This is a genomic window from Phocaeicola barnesiae DSM 18169 = JCM 13652, assembly GCF_000374585.1.
In the GTDB taxonomy this organism is placed as follows: domain Bacteria; phylum Bacteroidota; class Bacteroidia; order Bacteroidales; family Bacteroidaceae; genus Phocaeicola; species Phocaeicola barnesiae.
Genome location: NZ_KB894646.1, coordinates 213,817 through 226,639, shown reverse-complemented (window position 1 = coordinate 226,639; position 12,823 = coordinate 213,817). Strand labels below are relative to the sequence as shown.

The following is a 12,823-nucleotide window of genomic DNA, read 5'->3' as shown; positions in this document are numbered from 1 at the left end:
GTGAACCTTTGTGAACCTAAAACGGGTAAAAAAGCCCCGAAAACGGGAAAATTTGCGTGGTGAAGGGGTATATGGGTGAACCTTTGGACCTTTTGGACCTAACGGTATGAAATGACTATGAAAAACGAACGGACGTGACGTGTCGGACGAACGGACGTTCCTGGAAAGACATCCGCACGTGTGGCATGAAACATCCGTACGTTTTTGGGAGAACGACGGATGTGACAGAATGCAGACATGGGGTGGATTTGGGTAGGTTTTATTTGCATATCTGACAGAAATTCAGTAACTTCAAGGAAAATTAAATCAATGAATCATGGTAGCAGAACAAACTTTCAGGTTGCGTATCTATCGGAAAAACGAGCTGGCGATGCTGTACTTTCCCGAAAGCAGCAAACAGACGGCGATGCGCAACCTAGGACGATGGATCCAACATTGTACTCCGCTGAAAGAGGAACTGTTGGAACGGGGATATGACAAGAATCGGAAATATTTCCTGAAACACGAGGTGGAACTGATTTTGAAGCATTTTGGGGAACCGTAAATCAATGAATAATTAATAATGAATAATGAATAATGAATAATTAATAATTAATAATGAATAATGAATAACGGGGGGCGTGTGGATGACGATTCGGGGTGTTTTGTTCCGTAAAAAATGGAAAATGTTTCTTGTGTAAAGATTTTACAGTGGGGCAAACCTTTTTGTCAATGCATTGTTTATATCTGTGCAGGCTCTTCAATAGGGTTTGTATACTTTTGAACCTGTTTTGGATTTCGTTTTAAAATTAAAAATTGTTTCATAATGGACGGAGAGAGGCGGTACGTGATGTCTTGTTTCAATCCAATGTATATTAGTTAGCAAGGTGTTCATGAGTATATACAGACGTGATGTCTGGAGGAACGGGGTGTCCGAAGGGGCGCCCTTTTTTTATGGGGTGAAAATCCTTGGAGATATCGGAATTTTTGACGAATATTGCAGGTTGATTGAGTATAACAACGATAACAGTCAAGACTATGTGCAAATTCATTACGAAAATAACGGTTCCCCGGACACTCTGGGGACTGAAACCCCTGCAGGGCTATATCTGCGAACTGGCGGCTATCTGCGGGGTGGCACCCGAGAGACTGCTCCATGTAGAGATGCTCGTCGAAGAGCTGGGGGTGAACATCGCCCGCTATTCCCTGCGCAACGATCCGGAGGGGCAGATTGAAATCACGGTATTGAAAGAGTTGTCTTCGTTCATCCTGCGGTTCCACTACCGGGGGATTCCGTACGGATACGACATCGACAATCCCAAGGACGAACTGGGACGGATCAGCATGGACCTGATTCACGGACTGAGCTCCGCGTACAGCATGCACGAGGACGGGAAGGCGGGACAGACCGTCGAGGTGAAGGTGGCCCTGCCGGAAAACAGCCTGGCACCCGAACTGGAGCGGCCGGGACTGCTCAAGACCACCGAGGAGGTGGGCCTGGCTACGGACGAGACTTACATCCGGCACATTGCCGACACGGACATGAAGCTGCTGGTGCAGTGCCTGTATTCGGTGTTCGGCTACAACTACTCGGCCGACTACATGTATAACCCGGAGGCACTGGTGAAACGCCGGGCCGACGGACTCTATGAAGGCATCGTGGCCGTGAACAGCAAAGAGGAGGTGGTAGGTCACGTGGGTCTGCTGAAGAGCAAACCGGACGACTGCATCTGCGAATGCGGACAGGCTTTCGTGATGCCGCAGTACGGCAAGCGGAAACTGTTTACACGGCTGAAACAGCAGCTCATCGATTATGCCGACGAAATCGGACTGATGGGGGTATTCAGCAGCGCCGTGACGGGACACCCGTTCACACAGCGGGGGAACCTGGCACTGGGATGCGTGGAGACGGGACTGGAACTGGGATACATCCCGGCCGATGTGGAGAGTATGATCAAGCGGCGGGGCGAAGGAAAACGCCAGCCGGTGATGAACTTCTTCAAGCCGACTTCGCACCACCGCCACCAGCAGCTGTGGCTCCCGGCCTGTCATGCCGACATCATCACCGAGACATATACCCGCCTGGGCATCGAACGCGACCTGCGCCAGGCACCTGAACAGGGACTGGAGGAAGGGACTTCCATCATCCATTCGGAGGTGAACAACGTGTGGAACCAGGCACATCTTTCTATCGGGAAGGCCGGTACGGAGGATTTCGTCCAGCGTATCGAGACCATCCTGATGCGTTCCGCTTCGGCCGGATGTGCGGTCTGCTACGTGTCTCTGCCGCTCGACCGGCCGGAGACGGCGCCCATCGTGGACGTGCTGCAGCAGAAATGCGGCTTCTTCTATGCGGGCATCATGCCGTACGAACTGGATGGGGTGGACGCCATCCGTCTGCAATGCCTGCTCCAGCAGGATGCGATTACCCGCGACGATGTGATGGCCGAAAGCGAATGGGCACAGAAGCTCAGCGACTATATTTTTGAGGCGAGAGGCTAGAAGGCAAGTCTTCATTTGACCGGTTGATTTTTTTCTGGTAGGGCCGGATTTTCCCGGCCCGATTGAGGCGGAAAGAAATGTTGACTTGGACGGTAAAATTCCAGTCTTGTTGCGTTATAATAAGAAAAAGCGTATATTCGCCAGTCACTAACCTTTTAAAGATTCAGACCATGACACTGATAGCAAACCCCATTTACGACTCTGTGTTCAAGTACATGATGGAAGACGACCGGGTCGCCAAGATTCTGCTTTCCGCTTTGCTGCAGAAAGACATCATTGATCTCCAGATGAAGCCCCATGAGTATACGGAGATGATGCAGACCCGCATCTCCATGCTGCGGATAGACTTTGCGGCTACTGTCCGTAACCAGGATGGCAGTACACAGCTGATTCTCATTGAACTGCAGAAGACCTGGCTCGCTACGGAGACGTTGCGTTTCAGACAGTATCTGGGTACCCAATACCTGGATAAGAAGAATGTGTTGCCCAAGGATGTCAATCCGAACGGGTACGGTATTCCCATCGTCTCCATCTACATATTGGGCCATAAGTTGGGCGATCTGGAAGAGCCGGTCATCTATGTGAGAAGGAATTACCTGGATTACAATTCCAATCCGATAACCGACGGCGTTCCCGATCCTTTCATCGAAAGTCTGACGCATGACAGTGTCATCGTCCAGATTCCGTACCTGAAGGGTCGTCTCAGGAACCGTCTGGAGAAAATTCTTCAGGTCTTCGATCAGGAGTATTGCCTGAAGGATGACGAGCATCTGATGGAACTGGATGAAGAGTCTTTGGGTGATGATGGCCGTCTGATAGTGGGACGTCTCATGAAAGCCGCCATCGCTCCTGAGGTGAGAAGAGCCATGGAAGTGGAGGATGAAATCCTGTCGGAGATAGAGGCCAGAGATACGACCATCATGCTGAAGGATAAAATGATCGAACAGAAGGAACGGCTTATCGAACGGAAGGACCAGGAGATTGAACTGCAGAACAGTCTGATTAAGAACATGATTCAGATATTGTCCCGTCAGGGACTCAGTGCGGCGGAGATAGCAGCACAGCTGAATCTGACAGAAGAGGATATCCGGCGTTATTGGGACGGGGTATAACCGGCGGATACGCTATAGGATAAAATTAAAGTAGCATGGCTTTCTCCGCTCCGACAGTGGTCGGTTCGTAATGACCGGGATAGACGGCGGTGTCGTCCGGGAAGCGGAGGAGCTGATGCCGGATGCTTTCTGTCAATAGCCGGCGGTTGCCTCCGGGAAGGTCTGTACGTCCGATGCCACCCCGGAACAAGGTATCGCCGGAAAACAGACAACGGGCTGTAGGGCTGTAAAATACCAGGCTGCCGGGAGAATGTCCGGGTACGCTAAGGACCGAGAGGGTTTCGCTGCCGAACCGGACAGTATCGCCATGCGCCAGATAAAAAGTAGGGTAGACGAAAGGCATACGGACTTCCAGTCCGACTTCCCGACAGCGGTCGGGTGCCCGGTCAATCCAATCGTTGTCCAGAGGAGAGGCCCCGAACGGACAGCCGTAAGTTTCGGTCAGGAAATGTGTTCCGAATATATGATCAATGTGAAGGTGCGTAGCCAATATCTGTACGATGTGCCAATCGTTCAGCCGGATGAGGTGCTGTACCCGGGTCCGTTCCCGCCGGAAGTAGCATCCCGGGTCAATGATTACCGTGCTGCCGCTTTCCTCGTCGGTCAGGAAATAGCAGTTGGTGTGATAAGGGTTAAAGCATTCGGTGTGCAGGAGCATTACGCGTTGTAATACAGATTCACTTTCCGTACTTTCACATCCTCTACATCGATTTCCGTGCGGTAGGAATCGAACAGGCCCAGTGTCTGGAGCGTCTCGTCGGCCAGAGCCTTGCTGACCCGGATAACCACTCCTCTGCCTACGGCCACTCTGCACGAGGCGTCTGCCGGGAGACGTTTCAGGATTGCTTTGTCCAGCGTCTCATTCTGAATCCGTCCGGCTAATACGACGGCATTTCCTAACTGTTCGTCCGGTATTTCAATGTTATAGGTATGTGCTTTCAGTGCATTTTCAAGCTCCTGGAAATTCTTTACAATAGTCATCGGCTCAATTCTTTTAGTTAACACCCGACAAAGGTAGCGTTTTTTTCGTTAGCAACTTTTTTTTTCGTAAAAAAGTGAAGCGGAAAAATCGGGACGGACCGGAAAGGGAGGCGGACAGTTCTGTCCGGAACGGCGGACGGAAGGGTGGGAAGGCAGCCGAAGGAAGTGACATTCGGACGGAATCGGACACAAGCCGACAGCGGCGAAAACGGTGTGCTTACCTTTGTACTGTAATCGGAACGGAAGCGCTTCCAACAGAGACGGTTACCAGTTACCTTATTTATTAACAACCTAAACAATGAATGTATGGAAAGAGCAGTGACTTATTCAGTAGCACAACGTGTAGACCCGAGAGAACCTGAAGTAGCGGGCAAATTTTATGCCACCGCACAGGCGAGAGGCGTGATGGGAATCCGCGAGATGGCCGAACGCATCCAGCAGGCCTGTACCGTGACCAGGGCAGATACCATGGCGGTACTTACGGCACTGGAAGATGTGGTCAGTGACGGACTGCAGGGCGGTGAGATTGTCCGACTGGGAGAATTGGGCTCCCTGCAAATCAGCCTGAGCGGTAAGGGAGCCGTATCGGCCGAGGAATACCACGACAGCCTGATTACAAAGGCCCGCATCCTCTTCCGACCCGGTACGACCTTGAAAAATGCCATCTCGAACCTGTCCTTCCAGCGGGTGAACGTGAAAACGACCAAAACCGATGAAGAGGAGGAGACCGGCGGAGCTGGAGTCTGATGGTGGAACCGATAACAACTGATGAAAATGACGCAACGGATTAGATGGATATTGATGCAAGTCCTGCGGTGCCTGATCTGTGTGCTGACAGGAAGAAATCGGATTGAAAAAGATAAAACGGAAGAGAATGAGAAAAATTGACCGGATAGTGATCCATTGTTCGGCAACGAGAGCGGACCAGCCGCTCTCGGCTGCCGAGCTGGACCGAATGCATAGAAAGAGAGGATTCAATGGCTGTGGTTATCATTATTACATCCGCCGTGACGGCCAGATTTGTACGATGCGGCCCGTGGAACGGGTGGGTGCTCATGCAAAGGGTTATAACGCTACAAGTATCGGGATCTGTTATGAAGGGGGTCTGGATACGCAGGGAATGGCGGCTGATACCCGTACCGACCTTCAGAAGCGGTCCCTGCGCGTACTGGTGCGGGTACTCGCTGCGGATTACCCGATCCGCGAAATCGTAGGCCACCGGGACCTGAGCCCTGACCTGGACGGCGACGGAGTGGTGGAACCCGAGGAATGGGTGAAACAGTGTCCGTGCTTCGATGTGGCCTCCGAACGGGAGGAATGGCTCGGTAAAAGGCCTCTGAAAGGGTTTAAACCTTAAATAATGTGAAAAGCAAACGATTTTTTGCTTGAATATTGTGTTACATAACATAAAACGCCTATCTTTGCACCATGTTTTTCATGGTATTAGATTTAAGGTTAATTAAGATTGGGAGTCTGGGAAGATTCCCTTTTTTATGCCCGATCCGAAAGGGACATTTTAAAGGGGATAACCATCTCGTATCTCAATTTTTTGAACTCCTGTCTTTTGACAAATAGGTACAAATCCGAGATTTATTATGTATAATGGTAAAAATTGTTCTGAATAGCTATCTTTTTGTAGTTTGTTCGTGAAAAAATGAATGCAATCTTTGGAAATTCTCCAGTTTCTTTTTAACTTTAAGACAATCTTTAATTCTAAAGAATATGGAAAATTCAAAGGTAGACCATTTTGAAGTTTTTATCAGTTATCGGAGAAAAACAGGTGCCCAAGATGCCCGGACTTTGTACTATGCATTGAAATCAATCGGTATCCGTGCCTTTTTTGATTACAACAGTATCCGTAACGGAAAATTCAATGAAGCGATTTACGATGCCATTGATAAGGCCGATTGCTTTATCTTACTCTTGACTCCAGGCTCCTTAGACCGGTGTGTGCAGGATGAAAAAGATTGGGTACGGAAGGAAATAGAATATGCGATTACTCATCAGAAGATAATAATACCGGTCAGTCCTACCAATCAAGGAGTAATCTCTGTATTGCCTCCTGAACTTCCGCCTTTGATGGAAGAGGCTTTACGTGATTTGCAGATATCCAGATTGGATACTGAAGATTTGTTTCCGGAGTCGTTGTTTAAAATAATTTCCGACCGTTTCCCGAAGGCCGTGTGTGACAGGCATCCGAATCTCTTGGAAGAGATTAAACCGGAGAAACTGCCTTCTGATGATGTATATACAAATGACACGGAAAATGCAAGTGGAGAAGAGCTGGATGTAAATCTTGTTTTTCGGCTCCGCCTTTGGAATGCCATTGATGCGTTTAAAGTATCTGTCTTTGAATATTTAGTGAAAGACTTCCTGGCCGATCTGCATAATGGAGGCAACATACAGGTAAAGCGACAAGCTCAGGCTTCGAAGAGGCTGATGGATTTATTAGGGGAAAGCCGATGCTATTTGAATGAAGATGAATTCCAACAAGTCTACGATTTGTGTGATAACTATCTGGCTAAGAGCTATAATGACTTCTTTGGTTATGTGAGGGCTTTGCAGGCTGCTAATAAGGGAACTACTGTCTCCGATTTGCTTCAGTTTGTCAGCTCAAGGATGAACGATGATTTCTTCAAGCATTACAATGCTGTCAAAGAGATGCTGGTCGGTTCTACAGATGCCTGATTCATTAAGGAGGGTTGACCAAGTATCCCTGACATGGGTGGATGGTTTACCCTCCTTAAATATTTTGGATGAAAAATGACCTTACAATCTTCTGCTGATTATTGATTACTATGAAATCACGCATCAAATCGATAATGGATTATACCTTGATTGCTGTCGGGGTGGTGGCTTTGTTTCTCTTTACGGTGGAACCTTCGTGTCTTGGCCTGTATAATGTGGTCAGTATGTCACTGGGGGCTATCGGATTGGTGTATGCGGCCTATGGTACCTCGTTCTTCTGGCAATCCCGTATCATTGATTTTGACTGGAAACTGATGAACGGGCATTTCCTTCGGAAACTGATTTGTCTGGTCATTCTTCTTCCTTTCTCGCTGACTTTTGTTCTGGAGCAAGTGAACAGGGTACGCTGTGCGCAGGAAGAGGAGCGGAAATGCCTGTCGAAAGAACTGGTCTACGATGAACAGCTCTACGCCCAAGGTGACAGCCTTCCGGTGTTCATCCGGGAACGGCAACAGAGTCCGAACCTGTTGTGGACCGTGTACTGCCATTTCGTGGATCCGGGCAGCCAGCCGATGGCTACTTCGGCTGTAGGTAGGGGATGGGCAGCTTTCTTTGCCATTCTGGGAGTCTTCCTGCTCAACGGCCTGTTGATTTCTATTCTGACCAACTGGTTCGACAAACGCCGCGACCATTGGCTGCGGGGAGAAATCAGGTATTCCAGACGGAATTTCAAGAAGAACCGGTATGCTGTAGTAATCGGTGCCAATGAAATTGTGGCTTCAGTCATCAAGAACCTGTTGAACCGGACAGAAGAGAAAATCAATTTCAAGTGTGAAGGAGAGAATGAATACGTTATTCTGCAGACCAGAAAAGAGGCTTTGGAGGTACGTGAAGAATTGTCGTCTTACCTGTCGGAGGCCGAACTGCGTCGCGTCGTAATCTATAATGCGCTCCGTGACTCCAAATCCGAATTGGAGAAACTCTATCTGGACTATGCGACTGAAATCTACGTGCTGGGTGAGTCTACCCTTCAGGATTCAGGAGAGACATATCACGATTCGCTGAACATGAAATGTGTCAACCTGATAGCAGAATGTCTGGAAGCCTGTTGCAGCAAACGGGAAGGAGAGGAGGAAAATGAGAAAACCCGCATTCACCGCAAGGTATGTAAAGTCATGTTCGAGTACCAGACCACGTATTCCATCTTCCAGTTTTCCGACTTGCCGCCTAAAGTGAACCGATACATAGTATTCATTCCGTTTAACCGGTATGAGTCCTGGGCACAGCGGGTGATGGTAGAAGGAGTCTTTTACGATGATGAGGGAGAAAGGGCCGATTCCATCCGATATACGCCGCTTGATGGAAGCGGAATTCCTGCAGATTCGGACGAGTATGTTCATTTTGTGGTGGTCGGGATGTCGAAGATGGGAATTGCTATGGGAGTACAGGCGCTGCTACAGGCTCATTACCTTAATGCCGGTAAGGTGCGCAGCAGGATTACTTTCATCGATACCCATGCCGATGAGGAAATGGCGTTCTTCAAGGGGCGGTATGAGAGTCTTTTTGAGTTGACCCGTTATAAATACATAGATGCCAACAGGTGTCCGGTCAGTAAGCTTGACGGCCGGGTGGGATGGACAGACCCTGCCGTACAGAAAGACTATCCATGGAAACACTTGAGTGAGCACAGTGAAAATTTTATCGACGTGGAACTGGAGTTTGTGAAGGGGGAAATAGAATCGGATGGGGTCCGGGCATATTTGCGGAGACTGACTGAAGACGGACAATCGAAACTGACTCTGGCCATTTGCCTGACACAGACTCATCAGGCGGTGGCTGCCAGCCTGTATCTGCCTCTGGAAATCTACAAGAAGGTACAGGAAATCTGGGTGTACCAGCGTGAAGCCGGGGATATCGTCACCAACCTGATCCGGACGGAAGAAAAGAACAAGCGGTATGAAAAACTACGTCCGTTCGGAATGCTGCACGGACAATATATGCGTGACCGTTCGTTGTATCTGAAGGCTTTGCTGGCTCATGACGCCTATCTGTGGAAAGGGAAGATACACGAAATGGATATGGCGGACAAAAATACTTACAAGAAGTCGCGGGCAGCATGGAAATCGTTGAGCATCGCGCATAAGTGGTCGAACAAGTTCTTCGTCGATACCATTTATGAAAAAATACGGGGAGTATTTCCGGGTATTGTTACGGATACTGATACCTCCGGTTCCTACAAGGAGAAACTGTTTGCCGTCCATGACCGGAAAGATTTGATGACGAATCTGGCACAAGCCCTGAAAAGGTATGAAAACGAACTTGCCGTATGCGAACACAACCGATGGAATGTACAGCAGCTGCTGATGGGATTCCGGCCGTGCGAGGAGGTACAGGAACAGGAATGCATAGTCCTGAACAAGGAATATAAATGTAAGTACGAAGCTGTTGTCGGCTGCCCGGAGGATGCGCCCGAATATGAACGGCTGGAAGCTGAAAAGGAGGCGACCCGGCAGCGGTTCAAGGAGAAAAAGGAGGCACTGAAAAGCTGTGAAGACCATATCCATCCGAACTTATGCAGTTATGAACATCTGGATGAGGTGGATTTCGGTGCAAAGGATTATGACAAGTTCCTGAACAATGCCATTCCTGCCATCCTGGTGCTGGTAGACGGATATGATTATGAAGAACTGAAAAATAAAAAAAGAGTATGATTAGACCTGCAGAATTTATTCATCCTGAGGATGCGGCTGCCCTCAGTCAGTTGGAAAGTATTCCTGGTTTCCCGGCTCTGGTAAAGAAGATTCTTTCTTTGGGGCTGGAACAGTTTGCGTATGGCATAAACATGGCCTCGACTATCCGCCTTTCGCCGAATCAGCTTCCCAGACTGTATAACCATTTGCCGCCTATCTGCCGGAAACTCGGTATTGACGAACCGGAGTTCTATCTGCAGATGGATCCGAATCCGAACGCATATACGTTCGGAGATACTAAAATATACATTACCGTTACTTCCGGACTGATTGAGCTGTTGGGCGATGGTGAGGAATTGGATGCGGTGATAGCTCATGAATGCGGACACATTCTTTGCCGGCACGTACTTTATCACAGCATTGCCGACTATATCCTGAGGGGAGCCGATGGACTGGGAATTTTAGGTGCGCTGACCGTTCCGATACAATATGCTATTCTTTATTGGCAGCGTAAAAGTGAGTTGTCTTGTGACCGGGTAGGAAGCATCATCACTTCCCCGGAAGTCGTGGCGAGAACCATGGGACGGCTGTCAGGGGGGCCGAAATCCATTACTGCAGAAATCAGTATGGCCGAATGGGCAAAGCAGGCGGACATTTATGACAGTATCCGTAATGATGGCTTGTGGAATAAGGCCTTACAGATTTATGCCGTAGCATTGCAGAACCATCCGTTCTGTGCTGTACGTGTACGGGAAATTATCAAGTGGGGGGAAAGCGGACAATATAAGAATCTGATGCGGAACCTGCATTTGAATGAGTCCGGAACAGTCTGTCCGAGGTGTCATAAACCGGTCGATAAGGATTGGGCATTCTGTAAACATTGTGGAATGAAATTATAAACCTTAAAAATAGAATTTTATGTTTTTTGACGAGAATGGAATACTTGATTTGGATGAGATGATTGCTCAGCATGACTCTTTCAGGAAAATAATGGAAGACGGAATCGTTACAGATGACGAACTGAAGGAACAGTCCGACAAAGTTGTCAGTATTCTGCAGCAGATGGAAGAGAAGTATTCTCCCGAACAGTTGGCGGAAGTGAAGGAACTTCTGGTGGAATCCGGTGTACTTTATGCCGTGTATCAACACTATGCAATTCAATCAATCAAATAGGAGGGTGGTATGGGAACATTCAAAACTAAGAAAATGATTTATGGGGCATCGGCCTTGATTCCGGAAATGGCGGCTCGGATTCAGCAGAATTTTGAGATGGAAGGTTATGTGGTTTCCGGCAATGGAATGAGTAGTGGCGCTTATGACCTTTCCATTACGAAAGGTGGGATGTTTAAGGCTGTCATCGGTATGAAAACAGCGCTGAAGGTTACCTTGATTCCACAGGGTAATGACGTATGTTTTGAGGCCGGAGTAGGAATATTCGGTCAACAGGCTATCCCTACGGTCATTTCCATGCTCTTTTTCTGGCCGGTACTGATTACTCAGATATGGGGGATGGTGGAGCAGGCAAAACTGGATGACAAGGCGTTGGCCATTGCAGAGGAAGTGGCAGCGACGAAAAACAGGTATACTGCCTCTTCAACCTATTCCGGAGGGACTGCTGCCATGCAGTTCTGTATACATTGCGGACATCAGACGGAGGCCTCGGCAAGGTTCTGCCCGAATTGCGGAAAAGCCTTGAAATGATGGATAGGGATGGAAAGGGACCGGAATGCCCGCTTCCGCAGTATTCTTCCACAGCATGATGGCTGCGGAAGAATACTGTCCGGTTTCATGGAAGGCGTACAGATAATTGTCACAATAAAATAGTAGTCGGAATATCTAAAACAGATAGAATCGGAAAAATGAAGAAAATCAGATGTTTCATTGCCGGAGCCAAAGATCAGGAGCGTCAAAGGGAGATATTGACCAGCATTTTCGGAAACAAGCAGACCAAATGGAATGTGATGTTCGAAACCAAATCTTTCCTTGATTTTGATGGAACTTTATCTTCGGATGGTCAGCAAAAGGATTACAACAGTTATATATTGCAGAAGGCAAATCTTGTGGTATTTGTCTTTGACCATAATGTGGGTGAGAAAACGATAGAGGAGTTTATCCTGGCATATAAGGGACTTTTATCGAGGAACCACCCTGACATTATAGTCTTTTACAATGCTCGGGTTGTCAAGGATTCCAATCTGCAGGTGATGAATATGATGATGAACCAGCTGAAGCAATATTACATTGAATACGAGACGGATGAAGATTTGAAACATTTATTTTCGGAGGAAATTGACAAATATATCAAGCGGTATACGGAGAAGAGTCTGCTGAAATGGCTGATCCATGATTTTTTCTGGAGCAACCGTTATATACAGGCAAAGAATGCTGTAATTGTTGTGTTGGGGGTGTTATTGTGCTGTTCGATAGGATACATGTCGCTGCAGAAGCATTCATCGGGCAAGGAGGAACCGGAATTGATTACAAAAATACTTGAGAATGAGTCTGTTTATGACGGAAGTGTAATCATAGGCTCCAGAACAATACGGACTACCAATAACATCGTGCGTGTGGAGAAATTGGTCGATGGAGTATACCGGTATTTGTCCTGGAACGTGGTTCGGGGAGAGAAGGGGAAGAAGGAACCGTCACTGGTCATATCAGGAGGGGAGTATAAGAATCGTTATTATCACTTCAAGAAGGAGACATATCAGTACTGTGTGCCCGCATTAAAAGGAAATCCGCTAATCATTATGGAAGGCAACCGGATGCTTGGTAGTGAAGTGGTGATGGATTTCAATTATCAAGGGGTTCTGGAACAGAACAATAGTAGTATGAAAGATTAGAGATGAGCAAATGTATTTTATTAGTCCT

General features: G+C 48.0%; 13 protein-coding genes. 11 read left to right on the top strand and 2 right to left on the bottom strand.

From position 1 onward, the window contains the following. The first annotated feature begins 316 nt into the window (after positions 1-316). The 3 genes from C510_RS0105955 (at position 317) to C510_RS0105945 (ending at position 3,593) form a co-directional block, all read left to right on the top strand. Complete coding sequence (locus C510_RS0105955) at positions 317-544, top strand: DUF4248 domain-containing protein (protein ID WP_018710428.1); 228 nt, start codon at positions 317-319, stop codon at positions 542-544. Positions 545-1,017: 473 nt separating this feature from the next. Then, a complete protein-coding gene (locus C510_RS0105950) occupies positions 1,018-2,481 on the top strand; it encodes an ATP-binding protein (RefSeq protein ID WP_018710427.1) in 1,464 nt (487 codons plus the stop codon). Between the two features lie 170 nt (positions 2,482-2,651). Beyond that, on the top strand, positions 2,652-3,593 hold the full coding sequence (locus C510_RS0105945; RefSeq protein ID WP_018710426.1) for a hypothetical protein: 942 nt from the start codon (positions 2,652-2,654) through the stop codon (positions 3,591-3,593). A 25-nt stretch (positions 3,594-3,618) separates the two neighbouring features. On the opposite strand, the gene C510_RS0105940 is transcribed toward C510_RS0105945, so the two are convergent. Together C510_RS0105940 and C510_RS0105935 are read right to left on the bottom strand one after the other, a co-directional pair. Next, complete coding sequence (locus C510_RS0105940; RefSeq protein WP_018710425.1) at positions 3,619-4,251, bottom strand: MBL fold metallo-hydrolase; 633 nt, start codon at positions 4,249-4,251, stop codon at positions 3,619-3,621. After that, on the bottom strand, positions 4,251-4,574 hold the full coding sequence (locus tag C510_RS0105935) for a hypothetical protein (protein WP_018710424.1): 324 nt from the start codon (positions 4,572-4,574) through the stop codon (positions 4,251-4,253). Before C510_RS0105935 ends, C510_RS0105940 begins: the two co-directional genes overlap by 1 nt. Before the next feature lie 306 nt (positions 4,575-4,880). Here C510_RS0105935 and C510_RS0105925 point away from each other — a divergent pair, with 306 nt between their 5' ends. The 8 genes from C510_RS0105925 to C510_RS0105890 all read left to right on the top strand — a co-directional run bounded on the left by C510_RS0105925 (position 4,881) and on the right by C510_RS0105890 (position 12,795). After that, entirely contained in the window at positions 4,881-5,321 is a 441-nt protein-coding gene (locus tag C510_RS0105925) for an HU family DNA-binding protein (protein WP_018710422.1), read from the top strand. 127 nt (positions 5,322-5,448) lie between these two features. After that, positions 5,449-5,931, top strand: coding sequence for an N-acetylmuramoyl-L-alanine amidase (locus C510_RS0105920; protein WP_018710421.1), 483 nt, complete (start codon positions 5,449-5,451; stop codon positions 5,929-5,931). 365 nt (positions 5,932-6,296) lie between these two features. Further along, positions 6,297-7,262, top strand: a complete 966-nt coding sequence (locus C510_RS0105915; RefSeq protein ID WP_018710420.1) for a toll/interleukin-1 receptor domain-containing protein — start codon at positions 6,297-6,299, stop codon at positions 7,260-7,262. Positions 7,263-7,372: 110 nt separating this feature from the next. Beyond that, the gene (locus tag C510_RS0105910; RefSeq protein WP_018710419.1) at positions 7,373-9,973 is read left to right on the top strand and encodes a hypothetical protein; all 2,601 of its coding nucleotides are present in this window, start codon (positions 7,373-7,375) and stop codon (positions 9,971-9,973) included. After that, complete coding sequence (locus tag C510_RS0105905) at positions 9,970-10,851, top strand: M48 family metallopeptidase (protein WP_018710418.1); 882 nt, start codon at positions 9,970-9,972, stop codon at positions 10,849-10,851. Before C510_RS0105910 ends, C510_RS0105905 begins: the two co-directional genes overlap by 4 nt. A gap of 19 nt (positions 10,852-10,870) precedes the next feature. Continuing rightward, positions 10,871-11,125, top strand: a complete 255-nt coding sequence (locus C510_RS0105900; RefSeq protein WP_018710417.1) for a hypothetical protein — start codon at positions 10,871-10,873, stop codon at positions 11,123-11,125. 9 nt (positions 11,126-11,134) lie between these two features. After that, a complete protein-coding gene (locus C510_RS0105895) occupies positions 11,135-11,653 on the top strand; it encodes a zinc ribbon domain-containing protein (RefSeq protein WP_018710416.1) in 519 nt (172 codons plus the stop codon). A gap of 158 nt (positions 11,654-11,811) precedes the next feature. After that, positions 11,812-12,795 (top strand): hypothetical protein, encoded by a 984-nt coding sequence (locus tag C510_RS0105890; protein ID WP_018710415.1) that lies wholly within the window; start codon positions 11,812-11,814, stop codon positions 12,793-12,795. Positions 12,796-12,823 lie beyond the last annotated feature (28 nt).

What these genes read in the sequence shown, in the direction of transcription:
- C510_RS0105955 (WP_018710428.1), top strand. Translation starts at nt 317, where the DNA reads ATGGTAGCAGAACAAACTTTCAGGTTGCGTATCTATCGGAAAAACGAG.
- C510_RS0105950 (WP_018710427.1), top strand. Translation starts at nt 1,018, where the DNA reads ATGTGCAAATTCATTACGAAAATAACGGTTCCCCGGACACTCTGGGGA.
- C510_RS0105945 (WP_018710426.1), top strand. Translation starts at nt 2,652, where the DNA reads ATGACACTGATAGCAAACCCCATTTACGACTCTGTGTTCAAGTACATG.
- C510_RS0105940 (WP_018710425.1), bottom strand. Translation starts at nt 4,251, where the DNA reads ATGCTCCTGCACACCGAATGCTTTAACCCTTATCACACCAACTGCTAT.
- C510_RS0105935 (WP_018710424.1), bottom strand. Translation starts at nt 4,574, where the DNA reads ATGACTATTGTAAAGAATTTCCAGGAGCTTGAAAATGCACTGAAAGCA.
- C510_RS0105925 (WP_018710422.1), top strand. Translation starts at nt 4,881, where the DNA reads ATGGAAAGAGCAGTGACTTATTCAGTAGCACAACGTGTAGACCCGAGA.
- C510_RS0105920 (WP_018710421.1), top strand. Translation starts at nt 5,449, where the DNA reads ATGAGAAAAATTGACCGGATAGTGATCCATTGTTCGGCAACGAGAGCG.
- C510_RS0105915 (WP_018710420.1), top strand. Translation starts at nt 6,297, where the DNA reads ATGGAAAATTCAAAGGTAGACCATTTTGAAGTTTTTATCAGTTATCGG.
- C510_RS0105910 (WP_018710419.1), top strand. Translation starts at nt 7,373, where the DNA reads ATGAAATCACGCATCAAATCGATAATGGATTATACCTTGATTGCTGTC.
- C510_RS0105905 (WP_018710418.1), top strand. Translation starts at nt 9,970, where the DNA reads ATGATTAGACCTGCAGAATTTATTCATCCTGAGGATGCGGCTGCCCTC.
- C510_RS0105900 (WP_018710417.1), top strand. Translation starts at nt 10,871, where the DNA reads ATGTTTTTTGACGAGAATGGAATACTTGATTTGGATGAGATGATTGCT.
- C510_RS0105895 (WP_018710416.1), top strand. Translation starts at nt 11,135, where the DNA reads ATGGGAACATTCAAAACTAAGAAAATGATTTATGGGGCATCGGCCTTG.
- C510_RS0105890 (WP_018710415.1), top strand. Translation starts at nt 11,812, where the DNA reads ATGAAGAAAATCAGATGTTTCATTGCCGGAGCCAAAGATCAGGAGCGT.